At 39.6% G+C, this 13,841-nt stretch carries 8 protein-coding genes; 1 reads left to right on the top strand and 7 read right to left on the bottom strand.

What is annotated here, in order from left to right; all coding sequences use genetic code 11:
* Nucleotides 1–24 precede the first annotated feature (24 nt).
* Nucleotides 25–4,173, bottom strand: a complete 4,149-nt coding sequence (locus L0657_RS25970; protein ID WP_235153703.1) for a hybrid sensor histidine kinase/response regulator — start codon at nt 4,171–4,173, stop codon at nt 25–27.
* Between the two features lie 332 nt (nt 4,174–4,505).
* On the opposite strand from L0657_RS25970, the gene L0657_RS25965 reads away from it, so the two are divergent.
* Nucleotides 4,506–5,021: a DinB family protein gene (locus L0657_RS25965; protein ID WP_235153702.1), complete on the top strand. Its 516-nt coding sequence runs from the start codon at nt 4,506–4,508 to the stop codon at nt 5,019–5,021.
* Between the two features lie 36 nt (nt 5,022–5,057).
* Here the strand turns inward: L0657_RS25965 and L0657_RS25960 are convergent, their stop codons facing one another.
* The 6 genes from L0657_RS25960 to L0657_RS25935 all read right to left on the bottom strand — a co-directional run bounded on the left by L0657_RS25960 (nt 5,058) and on the right by L0657_RS25935 (nt 13,598).
* Nucleotides 5,058–6,065: a PAS domain S-box protein gene (locus tag L0657_RS25960; RefSeq protein ID WP_235153701.1), complete on the bottom strand. Its 1,008-nt coding sequence runs from the start codon at nt 6,063–6,065 to the stop codon at nt 5,058–5,060.
* Nucleotides 6,066–6,071: 6 nt separating this feature from the next.
* Entirely contained in the window at nt 6,072–6,503 is a 432-nt protein-coding gene (locus tag L0657_RS25955; protein ID WP_235153700.1) for a response regulator, read from the bottom strand.
* Complete coding sequence (locus tag L0657_RS25950) at nt 6,500–10,630, bottom strand: PAS domain-containing protein (RefSeq protein ID WP_235153699.1); 4,131 nt, start codon at nt 10,628–10,630, stop codon at nt 6,500–6,502. Before L0657_RS25950 ends, L0657_RS25955 begins: the two co-directional genes overlap by 4 nt.
* Nucleotides 10,631–11,215: 585 nt before the next feature.
* Complete coding sequence (locus tag L0657_RS25945) at nt 11,216–12,286, bottom strand: hypothetical protein (protein WP_235153698.1); 1,071 nt, start codon at nt 12,284–12,286, stop codon at nt 11,216–11,218.
* Between the two features lie 36 nt (nt 12,287–12,322).
* Nucleotides 12,323–13,066 carry a hypothetical protein gene (locus L0657_RS25940; protein WP_235153697.1) on the bottom strand — a complete coding sequence of 248 codons (744 nt, stop codon included), beginning with the start codon at nt 13,064–13,066 and terminating at the stop codon, nt 12,323–12,325.
* Nucleotides 13,044–13,598, bottom strand: coding sequence for an RNA polymerase sigma factor (locus tag L0657_RS25935; RefSeq protein ID WP_235153696.1), 555 nt, complete (start codon nt 13,596–13,598; stop codon nt 13,044–13,046). The genes L0657_RS25940 and L0657_RS25935 overlap by 23 nt, the downstream gene beginning before the upstream one ends.
* Nucleotides 13,599–13,841 lie beyond the last annotated feature (243 nt).

Genomic DNA, 13,841 nt, shown 5'->3' with positions numbered 1-13,841 from the left:
AAATTATTTGCATTTGATAAATACTCAGGGTGATTCAGTCTGCAATTGAATCGACCACTTTTCGAGCATTACAATTAACTCTTCCAATTTGACGGGCTTACTGATGTAGTCGTCCATACCAGCTGCAAGACAACGCTCTTTGTCTTCGTGCAACGCATTTGCTGTCATTGCAATAATATAAGGTTGAACAGGATGCTTTTTCTTGATTATCTCCGTCGCTTCCAAGCCATCCATAACAGGCATCTGTATATCCATGAAAATAATATCGAAATTCTTTTGGTCCGCAAATTTGATTGCCTCTGAGCCATCCACTACCAGATCGGCGTTATACCCAAGCTTTCCAAGCGCGTTCATGATAAAAATCTGATTCACCTTATTATCCTCTGCAACAAGAATTGATAGCGGGTGTTTGGCAGAGAAATCTTTATGTAACAGATTTTTAGAAATGGTCGATTTCAGAGGAAGTGTTCGTCTTAACGTTTTTTGTCTGTTAAATTCATCGATTAGTATTTCTAAAAGAATATCCTGCTTTACAGGTTTAGGTAAAATTGCGCAAAATATTCCCGGATAATTATTTTGTATTTCATTCCCCCTCGTGCTCAATAAGATTACTGGCAAATCGCTATATAATTTATTTATTTTCTGACCAAGCTCAATACCATCCATTTCTGGCATTTCGGAATCTGCGATCACCAATCTGAAATCATTATTCTCGGTTAAAATATGAAGTGCTTTGGCTCCGGACAAGGAAGTTTCGGTTTTAAAACCCCGATTGTTCAGTTGTTCTGCAAGGATATCACAACTCGTCTGATTATCATCGACGATAAGAATTTTGTAATTTTTAAATTCTTCCAAATTGCGGGTATCCTGCTTAACCGGCAGACTACTTTTTTGGACGATAATAGAAAAATAGAATGTGCTGCCCTTACCCTCAACGCTCGTCACCGCAATATTTCCACCCATCAGACCAACCAATCTTTCACAAATTGCAAGTCCAAGACCGGTTCCACCATACTGGCGGGTTGTGGATGAATCAACCTGAGAGAACGACTTAAAAAGGCGATCCATTTTATCTTCTGGAATTCCAATCCCAGTGTCGCTCACTTCAAAACTAATTTCAAACTGACTGTCATCAACAGTTTTAACTAAGGCTATGCGAAGAAATATCTCCCCTTTCTTTGTGAACTTTAAAGCATTCCCAACAAGATTGATAAGTACTTGTCGAAGGCGGAGACTGTCACCAATCACAAAAACCGGAACATCATTTTCAATTTTATAAATCAGGTCAAGTTTCATTTCTGCGGCGCTGGCTGCAAAAACATCCATAACCTCTTCAACACAAGTGCGCAAACTAAAATCTCCTCTATCCAATTCCATATTCCCTGATTCAATTTTTGAAAAATCAAGAATATCATTGATAACGACCAGCAAATCCTGTCCACAAGTCTGAATTGATTTTGTAAAATTCTGCTGCTCTTCATTCAAAGGAGTTTCGGCAAGCAAAGCTGCCATGCCAATCACCCCATTCATTGGCGTTCTGATCTCATGACTCATAATGGCCAAAAATGCACTTTTCGCTCTGTTTGCCAACTCTGCCTTTTGAACTGCTTTTTTCTCTTCAGCGATCGAAAATTCGAGTTGCTCTGTCCTCTCCATGATCTGCCGTTCCAGTATCCTTTTCTGCTCCCGAATAGCGAACGTCCTCATACGATAGAAGGCAATTGACGCACTGATCAACACCAAAATTCCCGCCAGCTTGAACCACCACGTCAACCAAAACGGTGGCATGATAATCACTTCAACAGAATTCCCAAGCTCATTCCAGACACCATCATTATTAGAACCTTTAACTCTAAACGTATAGGTTCCCGGATTTAAATTGGTATAGGTCGCTGTTCGGTTGCCGCCGATATAATTCCATACCTTATCAAAACCCTCCAATTTATACGCATACTGATTTTTGCCCGGGACAGAGTAACTCAGCGCTGCAAATTCAAATGTGAACACAGACTGGTCGTAGGTTAGCATTATCTTTTTTGTTTCAGTAATGTCTTTTTCGAGCGTCCCGCTCTTGTCACCTACTGTAACTGGCTTGTTAAATATCTGAAAGCCTGTTATGTAAATCGGAGGAATAAAATTATTTTCTTTCAAACTATCCGGGTAAAAAGTACTGAAACCGTTCACTCCTCCAAAAAACATTTGTCCGTCCGAGGCCTGGTAAGCCGAATTATCCCGAAATTCATTTCCCTGCAATCCGTCAGAAGTTGTGAAATTTTTAAACGTTTTTTTCTGTGGGTTAAAACAGGAAATCCCTTTGTTCGTGCTTAGCCACAGATTATTTTTGGCATCTCGCTGAATAGCGAAAACAACATTACTGGGCAATCCATTTTTTTCAGTGTATGCTGTAAAAGTCTTCGTTGAACGATTAAAATAATTTAATCCACCTCCTACGGTTCCCAGCCATAAATTGCCTTTTTCATCTTCCAGAATCGACTGGATTTTATTATGTGACAGACCATTTTTGTCCCCCATAATGTGTTGATAATGCATAAACTGCTTCCGATCAGAACTTAGCAGATTAAGACCGTTGTATGTACCGACCCAGATATTGCCGGTCTTATCCTGAAAAACAGTGGTTACAATGTCGCCGCTCAAACTGGTCTTAGCAAGTGGATTGTGTCTGTAACGCGTCACTTTCCCAGTCTTGACATCGAAAAAATTAAGTCCTCCCTTCCAGGTTCCAAGCCAAATATTTCCATCACGATCCTTAAACATATTATTGACATCTGAAATAGACAGCGTGTTCTGATCGTTTTCTATCGAAATATGGTGTTCAGCAATTCCCGTTTTTACATTAAAGAGGTCAAAGCCGCCATTATGAAAACCGAGCCCAAGCACATCGCGGCTGACCTGAATAATAGAAATTACATAGTCGTTGCTTATAGAATTTTTGTTGTTTGGGTCGTTCCGGAATTGTTTAAACGTTTTGGTTTTTCTGTGAAATAAATTCAGGCCGCCACCATCCGTTCCAATCCAAATTTTGTCTCCGTCAGCGTCCCCTTGTATGGCCAATACTGTGTTGTTGCTCAAACTATTTGGGTTACCTGAAATTTCGTGATACGAAGTAAATTTTTCTCCGAAGTTCGGCAAGAAATTTACTCCACCTGCGTATGTCCCGAGCCAAACGTTCCCTGCATCATCGTTGTAAATAGAGTAAATCGAATTGTTGCTGAGTGTTGCCGGATCGTTGGGATTATGAGCGAAGTTTGAAAATATATTTTTGTCAGGATTAAGAATACTCAAACCCCCATTTTCAGTACCAATCCATATTTTGCCGTCAAATCCTTCATTGATACAAAGAATATCATTATGGGCCAGGCTATTATTATCCCTGGGATTATTGAGAAAAGTTCTGAAATCATCTGTTTTGAAATTGTACAATGATACACCGCCCCCATGTGTTCCAACCCAAATATTACCCTTTTGGTCCTTGTACAAAGCCATAACCCAATCACTGACCAGGCTTTTTTCATCTCCGTCACCTTTGAAATATTCCTTAACCTTTCCTGTTTGCACATCAAAACGAAATAAACCCTCGTCCGTTCCTAACCACAAAGCCCCGTTATTATCTTCTTTGACATTGTATACGTAAGGGTAGGCTAAGCCATACTTTCTTTTCCCCACATGCTGATAAGACTTAAATGCGCCGGTTTGAGTATTTAATAAAAATAAACCCTGATTTGTAGCAAGCCAGATTCTATTTTTACTATCCTGAAAGATATCCTGAATATCGTACTGTACAGACCTATCGTTATAATGGATAAAACAATTTTTATCCCGGTCAAAACGATCGAGGCCGTTTGAAGTGGCGATCCATAAATTTCCTGCGTTATCTTCAAGGAGATCCTGAATGTAACTATCGGCTATGCTTGCCTCGTCATTGGGGTCATGCTTGTAATGTGTGAATTTATAACCGTCGTACTTGTTCAGACCATCTTCACTTCCAAACCACATAAACCCACGCTTATCCTTCAAGATAGCGCTAACCTGGCTTTGAGACAATCCGTCATTCGTGGTTAAGTGTTTAAATCTGAAATTTTGCGTTTGCCCGAAAGAGGAGCAAATTCCTGAAAATAGCAGCCAGAAAACGGTAAATGATAATATTATTTTCATATAGTGTGACCAATGTGTCTGCTGTACGTAACGAGAATAAACGTGTATTCAAATCAGGATAAGAATATATCTAATTGATCTTAATTTGACAAAAATTTCTCAATTCTCAAAATCGAGCAGTCGCATTATCTATTAATATTTTATTTAACGATTCATACCGAATTACCGGGTCCCTTTAAATAATAATACTATCTTTTTACAATAAAATACTAACAAAAATAAGACTACGCTGCCACTAAAATATAATCGTAAAATTATTTTTTACTACTGACATACTGTTGTCATTGCCGGATGTGTCTTTTGTATATCATTATAAATCAAGATAAAGAATCATGGAAACAAATGTCAATTCGCCGGAATCATCACAGCAAGTTATTATCACTCCCGATTTGTTACTGGAACATTGGCAAGCACATCGCCGCCTAACCCGTCGGGTAATTGAAGCTTTCCCGGAAAACGATCTTTATAACTTTTCAATCGGTGGAATGCGCTCTTTTGCGCAACTGACGATGGAAATGATCGTTTTGTCAGCTCCTGGTATTAACGGAATCGTTTCAGGAAACTGGACTTCGGAAAAATTTCCATTCGATTTTTCCACGCCGCCACCTGCAACAAAAAACGAGATTCTGACATTATGGGATTCGGTTACTGACGAAATCAATACGCTCTGGCCGCAGATTCCAGTTGGCAGGTTTCAGGAAAATGATCTGGCATTTGGTATGTACGAGGGCACGATCCAATACATGTTGTTCTACGTCATCGATAACGAAATACATCACCGTGGACAGGGTTATGTTTATCTGCGTGCGCTCGGTATCGAACCACCCGCATTCTGGGATAGAAGTTAATAATTAGAATCGATCAATAGCCCAATTTAAACCGGGCTATTGATCGATTTCGTCTGTCTTTCCCGCAATACATCGAATGACCTTGTCCAACTCCTGAACAGAAGCAAGCATCCGGTCGAGAAACTCCCGCTGCTCCGTCTCTGAATTTTCATAATTCGTCGCCAGGTCGATCAGGCTCATCAATCTGGCAACAGGTGCCCGAAAAACATGGGAGTGCATCCAGGCAATTTCCTGTAATTTTTTATTTTTCTCTTCAATTTCCTGAATATATTTCAGACGTTCGGTGACATCATTTACCAAGACGACCCGCGCAGAAATGTTATCAAGAATCACGACATTACTCTGAATCTCTGCCCACACTATTTCGCCATTTTTCTTACAGTGACGATAAACACCACTGAAAGCGCTGTTTTCGTTTTGATGCAGCCGTTCTAACTGTTCATCAAGTTTCGGAAGCTCTTCAATGGGCCTTATATCCCTGATGGTCATGGATAGAAACTCTTCAAAACTATATCCGTAATGCTTAATTGCGGCACTATTGACATTCAAAAATCTCAACGTTTGCGTATCATAAACCCACATGGGCTGCGGACTGAGTTGAAAAAGGTCACTATAACGTCGTTGAGATTCTTCAAGCTCCTGGGTTTTCTTTTTCCTTTCAATGCTATAAAGGATACTTTTAAACAGAGATGATGCCGACAGATCGTCCTTTACCAAATAATCAGCTACGCCCAGAGACAGCGACTTTACGCTAAAAGCCACATCTGGATACCCCGTCAGAATTACAATTGGAATTCCTGAGCTTATACCAAGAATCTCCGTGATTAATTCTTCCCCGCTTTTGTCTGGTAAAGAAAGATCGAGCAAGATGACATGCACATGTTCACCAGATTCCGTCAAAAACAGCTCCCCTTCTTTAAAGGTTTTGGCCTGATAAATCTGAGGCAGATAAATCTGATCTTCCAAAAAATCTTCTATCAGCGTAAAGTCTCCTGGATTGTCCTCAATAACCAAAATACGGTACGGATTTTTGTCCTTTTCCATAATCTGTTATCTGATTGAAGGAAGTTTTACGACATTCATCCAAAAATTTTCTATGCTATTCAGGACATTTAAAAAGCCCTCTGACTCTACCGGCTTGGTAATGTAGCAGTTCGCATGATTGTTATATGACTTTCTAACGTCATCGTTCGAAGAAGAAGTTGTAAGCATAATCACGGGGATATGCTTGATATTCTCGTTTGTTTTTACATATTGCAGCACCTCATGACCGTTTTTTCTTGGAAGATTTACGTCCAATAAAATCAAATCCGGCACTTCCTCCGACGCATACTTACCCTTTTTATCAAGAAAATCCAGAGCTTCTTCTCCATCGCGGACAACACTGACTTTATTGGATACCTTTCCTTCCTGCAATGCCTCGGTGGTCAGCAAAATGTCACCTTCATTATCTTCTACCAATAAAATATGAATACCGTTCATAACGTTGTAAAATGCTTAGCAATAGTAAAATAAAAAGTACTTCCCTTTCCCTCTTCTGATTCCACCCAAATTTCACCATCCAGGCTTTCCACAATCTTTTTCGTGATTGCCAGCCCCATTCCAGTTCCGGAATAATCTTCCCGGTTGTGAAGACGTTGAAAGATAACGAAAATCTTTTCGAAATACTCATTATTAATGCCTAATCCATTATCAGTCACACTGAATTTCCAATGCGTCGGCGTGTCTATACTGACAATTTTGACATGCGGGCTCTGGTCTTTTCTTTGGTATTTTAAAGCGTTACTAATCAGATTTTGAAAGACCTGCCGCAAGGGAGCCTTGAATGCCATGATTTGTGGCATTTCGGAATATTCGATTTTAGCTTTTTTGTCTTTTATCTTTTTTTGATACAAAGTAAGAATCTCACAGATCACCTCATCAACATTCACTTTTTCCGGATTTTCCTTGTTTTTTCCTACTCTGGAAAAATCCAGTAAATCCAGAATTATCTGGCGCATCCTCTTGGCGCCGTCCACCGCGTAATAGATATATACCCTGGCTTTTTCATCAAGCGACTCTCCATATTTTTTTTCGAGCAAGGTCAAAAAACTGGTAACCATACGCAATGGTTCCTGTAAATCATGCGACGCTACGTAAGCAAACTGTTCCAGTTCAGCGTTTGAAACTGCCAAAACTTTTATATGTTTTTCAAGTTCCTGATGCATTTCTTTTAACTGAGCCTCTGTTATTTTCCTTTCCGTAATGTCTTTAAAATAAACCGTAAGGCCGTCGGTTGTTGGATAGGCATTGACCTCGAACCACTTATCCAGGCGAAGAAGCTGTTCTTCAAAACGTACAGGAATATTTTCCTGCGTGGCTTTAAGATACAAATTGTAAAATCGCAGCGGTATGTTGCGGTAATAGGTCTTCCAGATACTTTTACCGACAATTTCTTCGCGTTTGATACCTGTGAGACTTTCAGCTTCCTTATTCCAGTAAGTGACGATCCAGTCCTTCGATACTGCGAAAAACCCATCCTGGATACTTTCCAGTATTCTGTTTTTCTCTTCAAAAGCGGACACAAGTGCCTTATCGGCCTCATCCGTTTCGATTGCTTTGGCAAGATTTACTGCGATGGTTTTCAAAAAAGACCTTTCGTCCTCGTCCCATTTCCTTTCGTTTTGACAATCGTCAAAACCGATATATCCGTAAAATTTGTTTTTCGCAAAAACCGGAAATATCAAAAGCGATTTAATCTCTTGCGCTATCAAGCTACTTTTGAATTCCGAATCCGGCAAGTTGCTTACGATTCCAATATAGGGCTTGTTTTTTTCGAGAGGTGAAACAAGATCCGCCAGCGTTTCGTGGGGCACGTTTTGCAATTCCGGATTATTCGCCTGAGACTCAAATCTGCCGGAATTCCATTCCAGCCGCTGATTACAGTAAATTTTCCCTGATACAGGATCTGTGAAATTCTCAAAATAATAAACCCTGTCCACATTTATGGCAGCACCAACAATGGCGAAGGAATGATCAATTGCGTTGAGCCAGTTATCATATTGCAGAAGACTGCTATTAACCTCAGCTATTGCAGCAAGCAACGCCGATTTTCGAACTAATTTTAGCTGCGTTTTTTTCCTTTGTGACACGTCCCGAAGCACTCCGATCATCCGGATGACATCCCCCTCCGGGTTACGAATTATATAACCATTCTCCTGAACAAAAGCATACGTGCCATCCGCTTTTCGGAATTGATACTCAGCACGCCAGTTATGTTGAGTTCGATTTTGCAATGCAGCTGATAAACTTTTACCAACAAAATCGACATCAGACTCATGTATCAGGCTCGCCCATTTATTAACAGGATACCGCTCACGATTTACTTCATAGCCAAATAGCCGGTTAAAACCATCACCCCAGGCAATATGATCTGTCGCCATGTTCCAGTCATAAATAGCATCACGCGTGGCTTTGTTCACGTATTCATATCTGGCATTACTTGATTTTAACTCCTCTACGAGCGTCAATAGGCGGGATTCGCTTGCTTTCAAATCCCTTTGGACCTTTTTTCCTTCTGTAATATCCAGACAAGCGCCAATCATTTTTACCGGCATCCCGTTCAAATCAGTTTTTAGTCGGCCCCAGGATTTTAAATGACGGATCTCGCCAGTCGGACGTATGACTCTTTCTTCAAAAACAATATCTTTTCTTGTATTCAGGACGCCCTTAATTTTGTCCACTACATTTTGCCTGTCGTCTGGATGTAAAATCTCCTGATAACTTTGAAATGAAGCTTTGAAATTGACCTTATCGAGTCCATAAATTGCGAAAAGCGAATCAGACCAGGTTGCTTTATCATTGTAAAAATCCCATTGCCAGTTGCCAAAATGAGCCAGTTCCTGTCCCTGTTTCATCAACTGGGTGTTTTCCTCCAAAAGATCGGAATTATGCCTGTTTTCCAAAATAATTCTTAGGATCGCCGTAAACCGATCAATTGTCTCAACTTCCTCTGATTGCGGCGATCTTATTTCATTATAATAAATTCCAAAAGTAGCCATCACCTCTCCCTCGGAATTAATAACCGGATGAGACCAGCAAGCACGAAGTTGAAAAGGAAGTGCCAATTGTTTGAATCCGGCCCAGCGGCTGTCATTTTCTATATCACTGGCAATTACTATTTCTTTAAGAAAAGCCGCCGTTCCGCATGATCCGACATTTTCTAACGCCGGAATACCTTCGATGGATTCAATATAAACCGCAGGCAATGAGGGAGAGGCCCAGTTATAAAGTTGCCTGTTCTTAACCTGGAGAATGGAACAAAGCATTTTTGGGAAAATTTGTTCTATCCCTAAAATGTAAGTCGTCAAAACTTCGGTGATTGTAGAATTTTTCTGAGAATTAAGTTCTAGAACGGTTTTTTCCAGTCGCTCCAATTCCGTAAAACGTTTCGCTTCGGTAATGTCAATCATTACTCCGCGCAGTTTCGTATTTTTTCCACCTTCCTGAATCACCGAAACCATGTCCTTTATCCAGACAAGACTTCCGTTCGCATGAATCATCCGATAATCGAAATCATAATTTCGGGATATCTTCGACTTTTCTATGCAAAATCGAATGGCTTCTTCACGGTCATCCACGTGGATGTGATTCTCCCAAAAATGAGGAGTATCCATCCACTCTTGCGGAGAATAACCAAGAATTGTTTTGACCTGATTGCTTACAAATGTAAATTCATGCGTAACAACATCCGTTTCCCAAACAATTCCATCAACGGTTTGAATCAGTGATTCGAATTTGTTTTTTGCTTCCAGAAGTTCTTCTTCAATGACCTTGCGATCAGTAATATCCTGCATAGTGCCATACAAACGAGCGAACCTACCGTCTTTCAGTTCTCCAAGACCTGTTGTCCGCACCCACCTCAAATTTCCTTTCGCGCTGATCATACTTACCTCCAGATCGAAAAACTCTCCCTGCTGAGCGGCTCGCTGGATGACAAAACTCAGGGCTTCCCAGTCTTTTCCCTGACTGTAAAAACTACTTACTGTATCAAAATCAATCTCATTCCCCGATTCAACCTCATGAATTTCCCGAGCGACATCCGTCCACTTCAATAAGCGGCTTTCCATATCAACCTCCCAACTTCCAACTTTTGCTATTCTTTGCGTCTCTATCAGAAACTTTTCATTTTTATCCAGGCTGGCTGCCGACGTTTTTTCATTTATCTCCGTTTTTACGAGCTCCGTGATATCAGACACTGAACGGATGATATATTTTACCTCATTGTTATCATCAAATATCGGCGTATTTGATGAAATAAGGTTTCTGATTTGCAAAAGGTGCGTCGCCTTATCAGGCACCGGAAATTCAAAAACAGGTGTTTTATTTGGAAGTTTGTCTTGTAGAAGTTTTTCAAAAAGGCTTTTCCACTCCGGCGGTTTCACATAAGGATGGTTTGGAAAAGCATCAAAAAAACCTTTCCCTTCCAGGTCGGATTCGCCCAGTTGCACCATTTCCAGATAAGCATCATTCGCACAGACAACAGTGAATGTAGGAGCATCTGGCAGTAAAACAATCGTCGGCGTCGGCAGGGCTTTAAATACCGAGTTCGAAAAATTCTGGTCCACCATTTTTTTTCCTTGTTAATCGCAAAGCAATTTCAACTATTCAATAAGTATCTTCATCAGTGGGTAAAGCGCAAACATTTTCTACGTAATAATATCATAAAGATTAAAATTAAAAAAGTTTGCATAAAACTTTTTCTATCCGACGTAGTACGAATTTAGGAATTAAATAGATTATTAGCGTATAATATCCAAACATAACCTAAGTTTCGTCTTATTTAGAAAATCTCCAAAATTCAAGTTGCACTATATAACACGTTAGCATCCTGATCGTAAACCAAAAACAGAATACTTCTAAAATACAAAAACAGCTTAACAGAAATTACCGCTATGCTATATACGAAAAGAAATAAAGAGCGTTATAAATAGTGTCCTGAATACACTTTACTAACGATTTTGAGCCATGTTTATGTTAACCTTACTCCTTCAAGGAGTATTTATGTAAATGCTCTGCGACTGATCAAGAAGCATAAGACGAGGAATAAGACAAATTTCAGTTAAACTGTTATAGGTTAAACTGAAATTTATTTCACTGTAATAGTGATGAGAATAGAGGGAATAACTTAACCTATGTTAATTGGAAGATTATTGTTAGCGTCCTAATTTGATACCAAAAGAAATATAACCTATTTTCCCCTTTTTGTCTTTAACGAAACCTGATTCAGGACGATCAGTCTTGTCCATTAGCCTGGTTGTCAAAATCACATTTTCAGGATAGAGGTTGACAAATATGCCAATCCACTTGTAACCGACTTCTGCCATATAACTCAGGCCAACACTGTTTTTTTCACTATAAGCGCTATATCTTCCACCACTTATAACGGGACCGTGTGAAGTGGTAATCACTCCTCGCGTGGAATTTATAGACATACCTGACGAATAAGCTGCTGGATTAACATTTTCAAAAAACCTGTCATAATTTAATCTGGCTCCTGCGCTCAGGAAGAAGGTCGTTTGCCCTTTCAAATTCTTAATTGAAAGTTTTGGAGCAATCTGAAAGTAACTTTGAAAAGCACTGAAATCAGATTGCAAAGCCTCTATTTTTTCATTTTTAATCAAATTCTGAGATCTTTGAGCAATTTCAACGACCTCGGCACTGCCGACAGACTGTAATAATGTCCAATGAACATAACGATTCAAATTGAATCCAACGCCCAAACCGTAACGAAGCCCAAATGTATATTTTGTTCCATCTGCTATTATTATATCGTGGACAACTGCTAAACTAGTGCTCAGCTTATTCTGCATGATAATTTCACTTGTCAATTTAGCAGTCTGATGATTTAAGAGCGCCGGTGGAGGCTGAAAAAAAATATATCGCCCGTGGTCATTTCCCCTGCCAACATAAAGATTGAGGTACGTGTTTGCCATATACTTTTGCTTCCAGGATATTTTTGGGTCACCGAGTGATGGATTTAAATAACCCTTCTCATCCAGTTTCACTAACTGTCTGGAAATCGTATCAGCGCCATTTTGCCTCTGGTTAAGTTCCCTGATAATTTTGTTGAGATCCAGCATTTCAAGATTTTTCAAGTCCTGAGCCGATTTCCCGTAGAAAATTACCTTGCTGTTTTTCCCGGCGTTTAAAATGATAGTGTCAGGAACGATTGCGTGGGCAGGTGTAAGCAGCGCTGCACAAAGAAATAATAATAAAATTTTCATGGCTAATAAGTAAAAAGTGGTTGCGTTTTCTAAAATTTAATATGTTCTTTTAAAAAGAAACCCTGAATCCGGATGAGTAGAATTTTCGATAAAACTATGCTGAACAAATGACCACAGGGCCGTTTTTTTTCTATGGGCGCCAAGGTTCACGCGTATTTTTCTGGATTCCCGCTCCTTCTTTGCAGTCTCAAACATCCGTCTTATTGATGGTGCTTCTTCTGCCCTATCATTAGGAAGTTCAATTTCTGCTATGAGTACTTTTTCCGGCCTGAACAGATTGCCAGACGGCTCATTCTCTGCCCTCGTTATGGAGTCTTTTGGTGGCTCAAATACTTGAAGAGAACTTGCTAAAACACGATAAGAGGAGTCTTCCTGTGCAGAGTCATTCTCTTGAACCAAGTGACGTCCGCGTCCTTTATCTCCATCTGCGATCAAGTGACGAAGGCTTACTTTAAGGCTGGGTCTTAATTTTGCATTTATTGTTTCACTCGACTTGTCAGGTAAGTTTTTAACAAGTCTTTCCCGTTTAAGAACATCTGGGGTTTTGCCGGCTAAACTGGACTTAGATAATTGATTATCAGTTGTTTTGAGAATAATAAACGATATACCAATACCTAATACCAGACAGGCAGCAAGGGCTGATAACCAAAGCCACGCAAGTTTCCGGTTCTGCCTTTTTTCAATTTTCAGCCATACCTTTTCCGGATCCCAATCGTCTGAATCGTTAGTTTTCCGGAGCACGATATCTTTTATTTTTTTAAATAACTTTTCGTTTTGCATAAGACGGGTCAAGCTCAATAATTTTCTTTTGCAATAAACTCTTTGCCTTGCTCAACTGAGACTTCGAAGTCCCAATCGTAATATTCAACATTTCAGCAATTTCCGAATGAGAATATCCTTCTATTTGATACAGATTAAATACTGTACGGTAACCTGTCGGCAACGCTCCGATAACCTTTAAAATTTCCTCTGCGGTTAGGTTTTCAATTGTTTCGTCGTCGACAACAAAACTCAAATCCTCAGTTTCGGACAATATCTCAAATCGTTTATCTTTCTTCAAAATTCTAAGACATTCATTGACAACAATTTTCCTCATCCACATTTCGAATGGAGGTATTGCCAGAAAATGACAAGTATTTATCTTTTTTAGAATGATAAAAAATGACTCCGCCACTGCGTCCTCAGCTTTGTCAGACACGGATAAATACCGTTTTGCCAACCGGTATAGCGACTTTCCATAGGTATCAAAAATTATCCGATGCGCACGAACATCATTTTTTTGAGCATCGTAAATGTTGGAAAGTGTTATCAAAATTGTCAGGGACGAATTACTACAATAAGAATTGGGCAATAGAAAAGGTTGCCTGGTATACGGAAAACTATCTAAATACCTACTGGATTGAAAAATAGCATAGGATCAGTCTACTTTCAGAACCTTTAAAGACAACACAATCCTTATCTCGAATCGTAAAAAACTTTATCATAAAAAAACCCTTAATCGCAATGAGTTGAAACTCGGATTAAGGGTCTGGAAAAAGAAATAGACATTTGAAAT

The organism is Dyadobacter sp. CY345, from assembly GCF_021502725.1.
Lineage (GTDB): Bacteria > Bacteroidota > Bacteroidia > Cytophagales > Spirosomataceae > Dyadobacter.
This window is presented reverse-complemented; position numbering and strand designations above follow the sequence as displayed.

Bases quoted from the DNA above. Each gene is read 5' to 3' on its own strand.
- L0657_RS25970 (WP_235153703.1), bottom strand. From the start codon at position 4,173: ATGAAAATAATATTATCATTTACCGTTTTCTGGCTGCTATTTTCAGGA.
- L0657_RS25965 (WP_235153702.1), top strand. From the start codon at position 4,506: ATGGAAACAAATGTCAATTCGCCGGAATCATCACAGCAAGTTATTATC.
- L0657_RS25960 (WP_235153701.1), bottom strand. From the start codon at position 6,065: ATGGAAAAGGACAAAAATCCGTACCGTATTTTGGTTATTGAGGACAAT.
- L0657_RS25955 (WP_235153700.1), bottom strand. From the start codon at position 6,503: ATGAACGGTATTCATATTTTATTGGTAGAAGATAATGAAGGTGACATT.
- L0657_RS25950 (WP_235153699.1), bottom strand. From the start codon at position 10,630: ATGGTGGACCAGAATTTTTCGAACTCGGTATTTAAAGCCCTGCCGACG.
- L0657_RS25945 (WP_235153698.1), bottom strand. From the start codon at position 12,286: ATGAAAATTTTATTATTATTTCTTTGTGCAGCGCTGCTTACACCTGCC.
- L0657_RS25940 (WP_235153697.1), bottom strand. From the start codon at position 13,066: ATGCAAAACGAAAAGTTATTTAAAAAAATAAAAGATATCGTGCTCCGG.